This window comes from Protofrankia sp. Cr2 (genome assembly GCF_963555885.1).
In the GTDB taxonomy this organism is placed as follows: Bacteria; Actinomycetota; Actinomycetes; order Frankiales; family Frankiaceae; genus Protofrankia.
The window spans coordinates 161,589-174,179 of record NZ_CAUVXG010000001.1 but is presented as its reverse complement, the minus strand read 5'-3'; the positions used below and the strand labels follow the sequence as shown (position 1 = coordinate 174,179).

Annotated in this window: 12 protein-coding genes; 7 read left to right on the top strand and 5 right to left on the bottom strand. The window is 68.2% G+C overall.

Annotated features, from left to right (window positions below):
- Positions 1 to 4: 4 nt before the first annotated feature.
- The gene (locus U9978_RS00720) at positions 5 to 421 is read left to right on the top strand and encodes a helix-turn-helix domain-containing protein (protein WP_322759055.1); all 417 of its coding nucleotides are present in this window, start codon (positions 5 to 7) and stop codon (positions 419 to 421) included.
- A 198-nt stretch (positions 422 to 619) separates the two neighbouring features.
- On the opposite strand, the gene U9978_RS00715 is transcribed toward U9978_RS00720, so the two are convergent.
- From U9978_RS00715 to U9978_RS00700, 4 genes are read right to left on the bottom strand one after another with little or no spacing between them, the layout of a single operon-like run.
- A complete protein-coding gene (locus tag U9978_RS00715; RefSeq protein ID WP_322759054.1) occupies positions 620 to 1,816 on the bottom strand; it encodes an ABC transporter permease in 1,197 nt (398 codons plus the stop codon).
- The gene (locus U9978_RS00710) at positions 1,816 to 2,481 is read right to left on the bottom strand and encodes an ABC transporter ATP-binding protein (protein ID WP_322759053.1); all 666 of its coding nucleotides are present in this window, start codon (positions 2,479 to 2,481) and stop codon (positions 1,816 to 1,818) included. The genes U9978_RS00715 and U9978_RS00710 overlap by 1 nt, the downstream gene beginning before the upstream one ends.
- A complete protein-coding gene (locus U9978_RS00705; protein WP_322759052.1) occupies positions 2,478 to 3,560 on the bottom strand; it encodes a peptidoglycan-binding domain-containing protein in 1,083 nt (360 codons plus the stop codon). The genes U9978_RS00710 and U9978_RS00705 overlap by 4 nt, the downstream gene beginning before the upstream one ends.
- A complete protein-coding gene (locus tag U9978_RS00700) occupies positions 3,557 to 4,075 on the bottom strand; it encodes a hypothetical protein (RefSeq protein WP_322759051.1) in 519 nt (172 codons plus the stop codon). Before U9978_RS00700 ends, U9978_RS00705 begins: the two co-directional genes overlap by 4 nt.
- Positions 4,076 to 4,248: 173 nt before the next feature.
- Between U9978_RS00700 and U9978_RS00695 the strand changes: the two genes are divergently transcribed.
- The 4 genes from U9978_RS00695 to U9978_RS00680 all read left to right on the top strand — a co-directional run bounded on the left by U9978_RS00695 (position 4,249) and on the right by U9978_RS00680 (position 7,593).
- Positions 4,249 to 4,905: a response regulator transcription factor gene (locus U9978_RS00695; RefSeq protein ID WP_322759050.1), complete on the top strand. Its 657-nt coding sequence runs from the start codon at positions 4,249 to 4,251 to the stop codon at positions 4,903 to 4,905.
- Positions 4,902 to 6,050 (top strand): HAMP domain-containing sensor histidine kinase, encoded by a 1,149-nt coding sequence (locus tag U9978_RS00690; RefSeq protein WP_322759049.1) that lies wholly within the window; start codon positions 4,902 to 4,904, stop codon positions 6,048 to 6,050. The genes U9978_RS00695 and U9978_RS00690 overlap by 4 nt, the downstream gene beginning before the upstream one ends.
- A 126-nt stretch (positions 6,051 to 6,176) precedes the next feature.
- Positions 6,177 to 6,575: a peptidase inhibitor family I36 protein gene (locus U9978_RS00685; protein ID WP_322759048.1), complete on the top strand. Its 399-nt coding sequence runs from the start codon at positions 6,177 to 6,179 to the stop codon at positions 6,573 to 6,575.
- Positions 6,576 to 6,702: 127 nt separating this feature from the next.
- Positions 6,703 to 7,593, top strand: coding sequence for a hypothetical protein (locus U9978_RS00680; RefSeq protein WP_322759047.1), 891 nt, complete (start codon positions 6,703 to 6,705; stop codon positions 7,591 to 7,593).
- A gap of 78 nt (positions 7,594 to 7,671) precedes the next feature.
- Here the strand turns inward: U9978_RS00680 and U9978_RS23930 are convergent, their stop codons facing one another.
- Positions 7,672 to 7,881, bottom strand: a complete 210-nt coding sequence (locus tag U9978_RS23930; protein ID WP_416210801.1) for a response regulator transcription factor — start codon at positions 7,879 to 7,881, stop codon at positions 7,672 to 7,674.
- Between the two features lie 1,774 nt (positions 7,882 to 9,655).
- Between U9978_RS23930 and U9978_RS00675 the strand changes: the two genes are divergently transcribed.
- Positions 9,656 to 11,353, top strand: coding sequence for a murein transglycosylase (locus tag U9978_RS00675; RefSeq protein WP_322759046.1), 1,698 nt, complete (start codon positions 9,656 to 9,658; stop codon positions 11,351 to 11,353).
- Between the two features lie 179 nt (positions 11,354 to 11,532).
- Positions 11,533 to 12,555, top strand: a complete 1,023-nt coding sequence (locus U9978_RS00670) for an expansin EXLX1 family cellulose-binding protein (RefSeq protein WP_322759045.1) — start codon at positions 11,533 to 11,535, stop codon at positions 12,553 to 12,555.
- The last annotated feature ends 36 nt before the right edge of the window (positions 12,556 to 12,591 follow it).

The window sequence follows — 12,591 nt, the reverse complement described above, 5'->3', positions numbered from 1 at the left end:
AGACATGTCCGCCTCCGGGTCCGCCGCGCCTGCGCCTCTGGCGGTGGATGCGTTCAGCTCCGGCTGCCCCCCGCGTGCGCTACTCAACACCGTGGGCGACAAATGGGTGATCCTGGTGGTGAACCTGCTGGGCGACGGGGGCGCCCGGTTCTCCGAGATCCAAAGAGCTGTCGGCGGAGTCAGCCGCAAGATGCTGGTACAGACGCTGCGGACTCTGGAACGCGATGGCCTGGCCGTCCGGACTGTGTACGCTGACGCTCCCCCGCGGGTAACCTACTCGCTCACACCGTTGGGCCAAACGTTGTTGCGACCGCTACAGGCGGTACGGACCTGGTGCGAAGATCACGTGACGGAAGTGAGCAGCGCACAGGCTGTGTACGATGCCCGGCCAGAGTACACTGGCTCCGCAGCGACTGGGTAGTCGCTGCCACGGTCGTCCAGATCGGGTCGTGCCGGCCGAGCGGGCCGGCCTCGACGGTCAGCCGTGGGGGGACGCCGTCGATCCGTCCGGGTGTCGACACCCGTAGCGGCGAGCAGGTAGCCGGTGGCGTGATCGAGGGCCTGCGCGGGCAGCAAGGAAATTCATCGGCGGCTCCAAGCGTTTGAACCCGCCCTCCTGTCACGGCGCGGTCAGGGCTGCGACCGGGGTGAGGCGGGCGGCGCGGATGGCGGGATAGAGGCCTGCGATCATGCCGACCGGCAGTGTGACAACCACGCCGCCCAACCAGGCGACCAGCGGAATGACCACCGGCCAGTGTTGGGTCGCTGCGTATCCGCCTGTGGTGAGCACGCCTAGGATCACACCGCCGACGCCCCCGAGACCAGCCAGCAGCAGCGATTCCATGAGGAACTGCAGGCGGATGTGTCCCCGGGTGGCGCCGAGGGCGCGACGCAGGCCGATCTCGCCGCGCCGCTCCAGCACCGAAATGACCATGGTGTTGGCCACGCCGACCCCGCCGACCACGAGGGCGACCGCGCCGAGCCCGAGCAGGAGGCCGTCGAGCGAACGGTGGGTGGCACGCTGCGCGGCGAGCGCATCCGACGGGCGGGAGACCCGAACCTCATACGGACTCTGCGGGTTCACGGTCGCCGGCAACACCGAACGGACGGCCTCCACCTCGGGCGCCGCCGATCGGGTGTACAGCGTCGTGGGGTGACCGTCGAAGCCGAGGTACGTCTCGGCGGCGGTCCATCCGACCAGTGCGGCGTTGTCCAGTTCGGGGGCGAGCGGGATGGGTCCGAGCACGCCGACCACGCTGAACCACCGGCCACCCAGCCAAACCCGCGTTCCGGGCAGGTGGACCGCGAGTTTCTGGGCGGCCCGGGCGCCGAGGACGACACCGGGGAAGGTCGAGGTCGCGCGGTTGAGCCAGCGTCCCTCAGCGACGCCACCGCCGACCGTGCCCAGCAGTCCCGGCTGGACGGCCAGCACCGCCATGGAGCCGGTGTTGCCCACATCGATGTGGTCGTTGCGGTAGACCGAGGCGTTGGCGCGCCCGGTCGCGGACACCGAGTACACCGGGGCTATCCGGGCCGCCATCTGCATCGACTCGGTCGGTAGCGTTGCTCTTCCCCCCAACACGGTCTGGCCGGGTGAGACGGTGAGCAGATTCGTGCCAAGCTGGTCCAGTTGCCGGTCCAGATCGGCGCGGCTGGATGACGAGACGCCGAGGACCGCGACCAGGGCCGCGATCCCGAGCGAGATGCCCAGCGTCGCGAGCCCCACCCGCAGCGGGCGGGAACGCAGGCCGGCGGAACCGACCCGGAGCGTGTCGTCCAGGCCGAGCCGTGCGGCGCGTGGCAGGGCGTCGGCCATCAGACCACCCGCCCGTCGAGAAGGCGCACCTGGCGCGGCAACCGGTCGGCGATGTCCCGGTCGTGGGTAATGATCACGACGGTGGTACCGGCCGCGTGAAGCTCGTGCAGGATGTCCAGCACGGCGGCACCTGAGCGGGTGTCCAGGTTGCCGGTCGGCTCGTCGGTCAGTAGCAGCATGGGGACACCGACCACGGCGCGGGCGATGGCGACCCGTTGCCGCTCGCCGCCGGAGAGTTCGTGCGGCCGGTGCCGGAGCCGGTGGCCAAGCCCGACGCGATGCAGCGCCGCTTCGGCACGTCGGCGGCGTTCGCGAATCGGGACGCCGGCGTAGAGCAGTCCGTCGGCCACGTTGTCCAGGCACGACACGCCGTCGGCGAGGTGGAAGTTCTGGAAGACGAAGCCGATGCGGTGCGCCCGCAGCGCGGCCAGTCGGCGGTCGGGCAGCTTCGCCACGTCGTGTCCGTCCAGGTACACACTGCCGGTGGAGGGCCGGTCAAGGGTCCCCATGATGTGGAGCATCGTGGATTTCCCGGAACCGGACCGGCCGACGACGGCCACCATCTCGCCACTGTGGATGGTCAGGTCGACGTCCCGGAGGGCGGCGACACCGCCGGCGTACACCTTGGACACACCCTGCATCCGAACCACCGCGGGTGGGTTCATGCCGGCACCTTCACCTTCATGCCGGCACCGATGCCGGCGCCGCTGACCTCGACCCGGCCGTCCGCGAACAAGCCGGTCCGCACCGATACCAGCCTGCTCCGGTCGCCGTCGACGATCTCCAGCGCGTACCCTCCCTCGATCGGCGCGAGCAGCGCGGTGACCGGTACCGTCAGCACGTTCTCCCGCTGCTCCAGAACGTGCCGCACCTTCACCGGCGCTTGGTCCAGCCCCTTGACCGCGGCCTGGTCCGCGATGGTGACGGTGACCGTCAGGGTGGTCTGCTGGGCGCTGCCGCCCGCCGGGGCGTTCGCATCGCCGTCGCCGGACGGGGTGCTCGCCTGGGTGCCGACGTCAGCGACAACGCCCGGCACGGTTACGCCGGCCGACGGCAGGACGTCCACGATGGCGCCCTTGACCGCCCATGTCGTGTCCTGCGTCGGGACCTGGGCGGTCACCATCTTGGTCGTGCCAGTCCAGGTGAGCACCTGGCCGGTCGCGGCCGCGCCGGGCCGGGCCACCCGGCTGGCGATCCGGACCGGTCCTGGTAGGTAGATGACGTCGGCGGTGTCCACCGTGCCGGTCTCCGGCCGACCCAGGTCCTTCTGCCAGCGCTTGACCGCCGCCGCCGTCTCGGTCGTGTACCGCTGGTCGACGGTGAAGCCGGTATACCCGAGTGCGCGCAGGTTGGTCTCGAGCTGCTTGACGTCGTTGCCGACCGTGTCAGGCACGAGCTGGCGATACATGGGCAGGTCACCGTAAAGCAGGACGACCGGCTGCTCATCGGCGCGCAGTAGGGCACGGCCCCGCTCCACCGTGTCCCCGGCAGTGGGCAGCCAGGTGAGCGTGCCGGCCGCCTTGGACTCGACCGGTTGGGTCGGACCGTAGCTGAGTGTTCCGTCCACGAAGGCGGTCTGCACGAGAGTCGTGCGGGTGATCTCGGCCGTGACCGCCGGTGCCGACGGCGAGCCGACCGCGGCCGCCGACGAGGGGCGCTGCGCGATCTGTACGGTCACCACACCGGCGGTGAGGGCCAACGCGGCCACCACCGCGCCGATGACGAGGCCAGTGCGCATCGTCATCCGCCGACCGTGCCCCCGCTGGCGGCGGGCCCGACCTGCTGCTGGCAGGTCCGCAGGGCCGACGCCAGGCTCGGGTCGTCCTTGAGCCGCACGGCCAACTGGTCGCTGACGCGCGGGTCGCCGGTCACCGGGTCGGGGTCGGGATATTCGGGCACGCCGTGTCCCCGCAGGCACTCGGCGAGCCGGCGCTGGGCCTCGACCGCCTGCTGATCGGGCCTTGTGGCGTCGACGGCCGCCGGCAGGTACGGACGGCACCTCTCCCCGGCGGTGGCGAGTACGTTGAGGTTTGTGCGTTGCTTGTCGATCTGCGGCATGTCCTCGGCGGTCGGCTGGTCGAGCAGCGTGACACCGTTGCTCAGCAGGCAGTCGCGATACCGCTTGATCTCGCTGCCGCGGTCGGCGCTGCCCGGGGTGGCTGAGGGCGAGACCGCTGAGACGGACGCCACGTGCGGTGGTTCGCCCCCACCCGCGCAGCCGGACAACAAGGCCACGGCCGCCAGTACAACCGCGGCCACCGGGCCAATCAGCGAAACACGCCAACCCGCGGCTGGCTTTCCCGTATACGTCACGACAGGGATTGAATTCGGTCGGCCATAAACTCACGGTTAGCGATGACGCTTACACGGTTTTTATGCGTGTTCGTTCACCCTCGCAGGAGGGCTGCGGACCGGTCGGGAAGGGAGCGTCGATGCGGGTACTGGTCGCCGAGGACGAGGGATTGCTGGCGGACGCCATCGCCGAGGGTCTGCGCCGGGAGGCGATCGCGGTCGACGTCGTCTACGACGGCGCCGAAGCCCTGGAACGATTGGGTGTCAACGACTATGACGTCCTGGTGCTCGACCGGGACCTACCGATCGTGCACGGCGATGACGTGTGCCGCAGCCTCGTCGGGTCGGACGCGGCCACCCGGGTGCTGATGCTCACCGCGGCCGGCGAGGTCAGTGACCGGGTCGCCGGCCTGTCCCTCGGCGCCGACGACTACCTGCCGAAACCGTTCGCGTTCCCGGAATTCGTCGCCCGGGTACGCGCCCTGGCCCGACGGGCGCGGCCCGCCGCGCCCCCGGTGCTGCGCCGGGCGGGTGTCGAAATGGACCCGGCGCGCCGGCAGGTGACCCGGGACGGTCGCTTCGTCTCCTTATCCCGCAAGGAGTTCGGGGTGCTTCAGGAACTTCTTCTCGCCGACGGGACGGTGGTGAGCGCCGAGCAGCTCCTGGAGAAGGTCTGGGACGAGAACATCGATCCGCTCACCAACGTCGTCCGGGTGACCGTCATGACACTGCGACGCAAACTCGGCGAGCCGCCACTGGTGGAGACCGTCACCGGAGCGGGGTACCGGCTGCCATGACCAGGCTGTCCGTCCGCGCGCGGTTGGCCCTGCTCTTCGGCTGCCTGGGACTGGTCGTGGGCGGGTTGACTCTGCTCGTCGCCTGCCTGGTGGCCGACCAGGCCATCGCGCAGCAGCCGATCGACGTCTCCGTCGCGGTACAGGCGACGGCGAGTTCCGAAGAGCAGGCCGCGCAGTCCAAGGCCCGCCAAGTGCTCGCGGAGCAGACCATCCGGGAACGGCTGCGCTCGCAGACCCTGGCTCCGCTGGTGGGTCGCGGGTTGATCATCGTGGCCGGGCTGACCGCCGCCGGCCTGGTCGCAGGCTGGTTCGTCGCTGGTGCGATGCTGCGTCCGTTGCGTCAGATCACCGCCACCGCCCGCCGTGTCGTGGATCGCAACCTGCACGAACGGGTCGCCTTGGCCGGAGCCCGGGACGAGTGGTGGGAATTGGGTTCCGCGATCAACGCCATGCTGTCCCGCCTCGACGCAACCTTCGCAGCGCAACGGCAGTTCGTCGGCAACGCCTCGCACGAGCTCAAGACACCGTTGGCGATCAATCAGACCCTGCTCGAGGTGGCGATGGGCCGACCCGATGCCCCGCCCGAACTGATCCGCCTCGGCGAGACCCTGCTGGAGGTCAATGCCCGCCACGAGCGGCTGGTGGACGGACTGCTGGCCCTGGCCCGGGCCGAGCACGGCATCGCGGACCCGCGGCCGGTTGACCTCGCCGAGGTCGTCGACGGCGTGCTGACCCTCGTGCGGCCGGAGGCCAATCGGCTGCGACTGCAGGTCACCGCCGAGGCACGCCCGGTTGTCGTCAACGGCGACCGCATCCTGCTCGACCGACTCGTGCAGAACCTGCTGCAGAACGCCATCCGACACAACGTCACCGACGGCTGGTTGCGGGTCGCGGCCGGCCCGGTCGACGGCGACGCCCGGCTCGCCGTGGTCAACAGCGGCCCGGTCATCACCCCGGCGAGCGTGCCCGAGCTGTTCGAGCCGTTCCAGCGTGCGGCGAACCGCGTGCATTCGGCTCGGGGCACCGGCCTGGGACTGTCGATTGTGCGATCGGTCGCGCAGGCGCATGGTGGCACGGTGAACGCGGTCGCCCGCGACGAAGGCGGCCTCGAGGTGGCGGTGACGATCCCCCGCGGCAGCCAGTGATCAGTTAATACCACTTAACAGATCCGTCATAATAAGTCAAGAAACGAAACCTCGTGACTACCCCCGCCCTCCGGCCGGTCGAATGATGAACCATGTCCAACCGGACAATTTTGGAGGGAGAGGACAATGAGTATTAAGCGAGCGTTCATCGCGCTGGCTACGGTCGCAGCCTGCGTCGGCGTCGGACTGGGGGTGGCAGCCCCGGCCAACGCGGCCACCGGCAAGAACGGGGTGCTGGAGTCGGGCGAGTTCGGCCTCTACTACCTGCAGAACCAGAGCGGCTACGTGTTCGACCTGTACGTCTCTGACTCGAACTTCGCCAACGACGTGTTCCCTGGAACCAGCATCGCGGCCAACGACAACACCGAGTCCTACAGGAACCGGGACACCTTCTGGTGGCACGTGTTCACCAACGCGAACTACACCGGTTCACACGGCTGTCTGCCCGCGGGCTACAGCGGAAACGCGTCAGCGACGTTCAAGAACACGATCTCGTCGGCATACTACTCGTCGAGCTCCTGCTGATCGTTCGGTCCATGGTGATCGTCGTTCCGTTCACCGATATTGAACGGAACGACGATCACAGCGATCGTACCGCCGCCACCGGCACACCACAGCCGCCCGATCCCCGCCATCATTCCGGAGACGAATCATGGCCTTGAATCACCGGTACGCCGGAGCCGGCACCGTGCTTGCCGTGGTCCTGGTACTCGCCGGCTGCTCAGCCTCGACAGCCGGCACCGCACCAACCGAGCCGGTCATCGGCATGGTGCCACGGTTGCTGGAGAGTGCTGCGCTGCGGTTGCCGGTGGAGGACTATCTACCCACCCGGGAACAGAACGACCGCCTCGCCGAGGCCAACCTGGTACTGATCCAGCGGTGCATGGCCCGGTTCGGCATCGCCTACGACGTCAAGCAGGTACCCGCGCGCGACTACGGCCCGATCAGTCTGACCGACCGGCGGTACGGAATCACGGACGCCGAACTGGCCAGGACCGCCGGGTACGGGCTCGGCCCGCGAGACCCGGCGCGGCAGCTTGCACCGGACAAGCCGAACATCGGCGCCGACGGCGAGACCGTGCTGTCTGGCCAGGGACGGTCGGTGGTTAACGGGCTGGCCGTACCGGCGGGCGGGTGCATCGCTGAGACTGACCGGACACTCAACCAGTCCGTACCGGCAACAGCCGACCTGCGCAAGGGTAACATCGCGCAGCTTCGCTCCTTCGAGGAGTCCGAAGCAGACAGCCGGGTCAGAGCCGTTTTCGCCGCCTGGTCGGCCTGCATGAGCGAGTCGGGGTACCACTATACTGATCCGCTCGCCGCCGCCGGAGATCCCGCCTTCACGGCGCCGCCGAGCCCAGCCCAGCTCTCTGCCGCACTCGCGGACATCACCTGCAAGGCCCGAACGAACGTGGTCGGCGTGTGGTTTACCGTCGATTCAGCATATCAACGACGCGCCATCGACGCGGATCACAGCGGTTTCACTGGTACCCGCGCCGCGATCGCCGCCCGCGACCGAACCGCCGCGGCGGTCAGTCCATGAAGGAGAGGCCCCGGGGCACTGCGCTCCGGGGCCTCTCCTTGCGTCCGGTAACCGATCGCACCGTGAATTGACAGCCGGTCAGCTTCTGGGCCAGTCAATCTGCAGGCCAAGCCGAACCAGTTCCGCGGTGTTGGCGGCGCCTGTTTTCGCTCGCACCCGTCGCATGTATGTGTCCACCGTCGAAACGGCGATGCCGAGTCGTCTGCCGATTTGCGAGTAGGTAAATCCGCGGGCGAAGTGCGCGAGTACATCGCTCTCCCGAGATGACAGTAGTGCGATCTCTGTCAAAGTTCCTCCCCTGAGGCTCCTCGATCCGTGCGGCTGGACCGTCCGCCCTTGCCAGCTTTCGAATGTCGGCGTTCTGACACGACGCGCATCAGGACTGGGGCCGTCTTCGCTGTTACGAATTAGAAACTAGGCATCATCCCAGCGGGGATCGGACTAAGAGCGACCGGCAATAGGGGACGCAGCATCGCGGGGCCGGGGCACGCACCTCGCGTCGTTGTCGTCGGTCGACACCCACAACCAGGGTGACTCCCTCCGCCGCCTCGCGATCTACGCGCCCCAGCCCCGCTCCTTGATCCACGCCCCTATTGCCGGGCGCTCTAAGTAGAAAATAAGTATACGGACTCTTCGATCTAGGTAAAAACCTACCGCAGTCAAGGGTCCGGAAAGAATACATTGACAGGCTCGAGCGTAACTACTCAACAGGAGCCAAGAGTATCGATCATCGGTATCCGACGTGTCAGAATTCAGACTATAGGCGGCCCCTAACTTCCAATCTGATCATTACTTCAAACATTCCGATCCAGATGACCATGCCACTGATCTGGGGTTTCGTCGGAGGCCCCTGCTGAACAACTAGCGCTGCGGCAACGCCACGTTATGGAACGGGTTCATCGGCGGGACAGGTCTGTCCGACCTGCCCCGGCCATCCGCAGCACCGTCAGCGCGGTCACCACCAACACGGGCACCAACCCGAACGAGATGACCGCCAACCCCCGACGTGACACCCGCCGAAACCCCCGACGTGACACCCGCCGAAACACCCGACGAGACACCCGCAGGAAACGAGCAGCAGAAAGCCGGCCACGCATGAATAAACTCCAAAGATACGATGGCGAGAACCTGCACGGCCCCACGCTCGACAGGCAGCACCGGACAACAGCACAACCCGAAAAGAAGACGCGGGTGACCTGCACGCCCGAATGAACGCGCAGCAAACAGCACCAACACAAGCGGAACACCGAAGACGCGTCACCATGGGCACTGCGATGCGCCCATGGTTAAGATCAGAAGACGGCCGGGGCGCTACCCGGACAAGAGAGCAGCGCCCATGTCCGGTACAGGTAGATTCACGCTGCGCAGCATGGCACACCGAGCGTCGTGGAGTCGAGCTTTTCCGCATCAGGCACAACCATCATCCACATGCGGACTCCGATGACACCACCGCACGCCGAAGGTTCCGTGCGGGCGGGATCGGCACGAAACCCGCCCGGACGGCCGTGTGCCCCAACGGCCGCGCACCCGGACCGGCCGTTGGGGTCGGCCGTCGCCGATTCACCTTGAGAAAAGTCTACTGTCAATCAATCAATACACAACAAGTTGCCGAGACTGAAACGAAGCTTGGCCGGCGAAAGTCGCCAGCCCAAAAGTTGGCACCAACGCCGAGATAAGACACCGTTGCCGCGGTTGACGGCCACCCAGTGTGGCAGAGTGCAGCTGGATTCGCATCGCTCCGACCCGTGCCATCCGCGGGCGCCGGCGCGAGCCGCTCGGAGAACCCGGCCATACGATGAGGTGAAGACCCGCCGTGAGCAAGCACCGCCGGGACCCGATAAGGGTCTGGCTGAATCGGCGGCATGCCGTCGCTGTTACCGCACTCGACCCGCAAAGTCAAGATCGATCGGTACCGCGGCGGGCACAGGTATTCACAATGCCGGTGGTCGCGGTCGCAACGCTTCTTCTCATCAACGGCTCCGCAGCCACATCGCAGGCGAATTCCAACGCAGGCCCACCCCCCGGGCCGGCACGACCGCCGGCCGACGGCGGGAGTTTCCCGATGCCGAGGCTTGCCGCCTCGGGCGGTTCCGGCACCTCGGGTGGCGATGGCCCCACGCCGAGCACGCAGAGCCTGGCCGTGGCGGCAGCCACCGGAACCGGTGTGGTCGTGACACTCGGTACTGGCGACAAGGGGATACCGGACCGGGTCCTCGCGGCATATCAGAAGGCGGCGCAGCGGACCGCGCGCGAGCGGCCCGGCTGCCAACTGGCCTGGCCGCTGCTGGCCGGGATCGGCAAGGTCGAATCCGGCCACGCCGCCGGCCGTTCCATCAGCGCCGACGGCACGATCACACCGTCGATCATCGGACTGCCCCTCGACGGCAACGACGGACGCGCCCTGATCCTGGACACCGACGGTGGTAACTGGGACGGTGACACGTTCTTCGACCGTGCCGTCGGACCCATGCAGTTCATCCCCTCGACCTGGCAGGGATCGGGCCGCGACGGAAACGACGACGGCCAGCGCAACCCGAACAACATCGATGACGCGGCCCTCGCCACCGCGGGCTATCTGTGTGCGTACAACCGCAACCTGACCGACCCGACGCAGCTGTGGGCGGCGGTATTCGCGTACAACCCGTCGGACGACTACGTCCGGGCGGTCCTGGCCTGGACGACCGGTTACAGCGACAGCGGAGTGATCGCGCTGCCTACATCAGCCACGGCTGGCACACCCGCGCCGGGCGGTGGGCCTACACCCGTACCGACCATCACGGTCACCTCACAACCACAAGCGGCCGGAACGCCGATGCCGACGCCGTCGACGGCCTGCCCTGTGATCACCGTCGGGACCGCCACGCTGACCGCGACGCCGACCAACCTCGACGACGGCGTTCCCGGTTACGAAGCCCTCGACATCGCCGGAGTCCTCACCGCGACGACCACCACCCCGGTCACAGCTCCGGTCACCGCCGCCGTCAACGCGACGCTGTCCGACAGCCACGGATGGACGATCACGAGTGTCCGTACGGTCGTCACCGCCGACGCCCCCGGCGCGGTCACCCCGCGACAACTCGCCCGCTTCGACGGAACAGCCATCGGCGAGGCCGGTGCGGACGGCGCCCTCACCGTCACGCTCACTCCGGAGCTGGACGCCGCCGGCTGCGCGGCCGCGCCGCCCACCACCTTCGATGTCGGCGGTCTGAACGCCGCAGACTTCGCCGGCTGGGCCACCACCCCGGCGCGACTGCACGCCCGCCTCGCCGACTACGCCCAGTTGGGCCAGGTCGAACCGGCCACCGCCGACGCGCTTGGCGCCCTGATCCCCGCCAGCGTCACCGGCCCCGGAGCGCTGACGCCCTTCCTCGACCGGCTCGGGAGCGCCACGCCTGCCCAGGTCCACGATGAAGCGCGGACCCGACTGACAAGCATTGCCCAACGCCTGAACAGTCAGCAGACACAGGGCACGCCGCCACCTGCGCCAACGGCCGCGCCTGCGCCAACGGCCACGACCACTCCGGCGGGCACACCCGCTCCGACCGCGACGCCTGTTCCGGCGCCATCTCCGACGCCCACGCCGGCACCGGCGAGCACTACCCCAGCGCCGCCCGCACCGGCCCCGACCCCGGCGTCCGCCGCCACCGCGGCTGGGGCCGCCAGCGCTGCGCCGGCGCCATCCCCCACGCCGACGCCCGCTCCGGCTCAGACACAGACACAGACAACTCCAGCGAGCCCGGCAACCTCGCCGCCGGCGTAAGCCGATCAGAGATCGTTTACCAACGGGAAATCAACAGAAAAGCTACAGATAAACTCCTAAGGTAAAAGTGACGCAAACGGTATGGACTGGGCGGAATCCACCCAGCTATGGTTCGTGGCGCTGGGTGGGGATCGCAGCGACGGGGCGTCGTACTTCCCGTCCATGGCCACGGAGGGGTCTTGACCCAGTCACCACCTGCCGGCACATCCATGCCACGCCACCGCCGGGTAACACAATCGCTGCCAGCGCGGTTGCACTGGTATTCCGCCGTTGCCGTGCTCACCGGTACCGCGGCCGTGCTCAGCATCATCACCAGCTGCCAGCCGACCGAGCTCACCGGCCAGCCGGTACCCATCACCACGACGGCTGCGCAGGCCCCGGCTGCACCCGGTGATCCGCGACCCGCGCCTGCGAGCACCCAGCCCGCATCGTCATCCGCGCCGACATCGGCGACCACGGCAACCCAGATGTCACCGGCGCCCACGACCCGATCCGGTACCCCGACCGCGAAGCCGGGAGGGAGCGCGGCTGCCACGCGACCGGCAACGCAGTCACCGGGGCAGGCGACGACACCGGTGACTCCCGGCCGGATCAGGCCCGGCGTCACCTACACCGGCGATGGCACGTTCTACACACTCGGCGCCGGCACGGGGAACTGCCTCTATGAGGGCGCCGGCCTGGAGGCATCCCACGCGTATGCGGCTCTCAACGAGGCCGACTACGAAAACGCGCGGATGTGCGGCGGCTACATCCGCGCCACCGGCCCCCGCGGCACCGTCGTGGTGAAAATCGTCGACCGCTGCCCCGAGTGCAAGCCGGGTGACATCGACTTCAGCCCGGAGGCGTTCGCCGCCATCGCCGACCCGGTGGCCGGGCGGGTCACGATCTCATGGCAGCTGATCAGCCCGACGAACATCGGCAATCTGCAGTACCGGATCAAGGAAGGATCATCCGCCTACTGGCTGGCCATCCAACCGCGCAACCACCGCAACCCGGTGGTCTCGCTCGAGATCAGTGTCAATGGGACCTGGCAGAGACTGCCGCGCGAACAGTACAACTACTTCCTCGCGCCGAACGGCCTGGGTGCGGGCCCGTTCACCGTCCGGGTGACCGACATCTACGGTCAGCAGATCGTCAACTCCGGCATCACGCTCAGCCCGACGACGGTTCAATCGACCGAGTCGCAGTTCGCCCAGCGCTGACGAGGACCAGCGCTGACGAGGACGACCAGCGATATG

Coding starts and splice junctions, on each gene's coding strand:
- U9978_RS00675 (WP_322759046.1), top strand. CDS start 9,656: ATGCCGAGGCTTGCCGCCTCGGGCGGTTCCGGCACCTCGGGTGGCGAT.
- U9978_RS00720 (WP_322759055.1), top strand. CDS start 5: ATGTCCGCCTCCGGGTCCGCCGCGCCTGCGCCTCTGGCGGTGGATGCG.
- U9978_RS00705 (WP_322759052.1), bottom strand. CDS start 3,560: ATGACGATGCGCACTGGCCTCGTCATCGGCGCGGTGGTGGCCGCGTTG.
- U9978_RS00680 (WP_322759047.1), top strand. CDS start 6,703: ATGGCCTTGAATCACCGGTACGCCGGAGCCGGCACCGTGCTTGCCGTG.
- U9978_RS00715 (WP_322759054.1), bottom strand. CDS start 1,816: ATGGCCGACGCCCTGCCACGCGCCGCACGGCTCGGCCTGGACGACACG.
- U9978_RS00685 (WP_322759048.1), top strand. CDS start 6,177: ATGAGTATTAAGCGAGCGTTCATCGCGCTGGCTACGGTCGCAGCCTGC.
- U9978_RS00695 (WP_322759050.1), top strand. CDS start 4,249: ATGCGGGTACTGGTCGCCGAGGACGAGGGATTGCTGGCGGACGCCATC.
- U9978_RS00690 (WP_322759049.1), top strand. CDS start 4,902: ATGACCAGGCTGTCCGTCCGCGCGCGGTTGGCCCTGCTCTTCGGCTGC.
- U9978_RS00710 (WP_322759053.1), bottom strand. CDS start 2,481: ATGAACCCACCCGCGGTGGTTCGGATGCAGGGTGTGTCCAAGGTGTAC.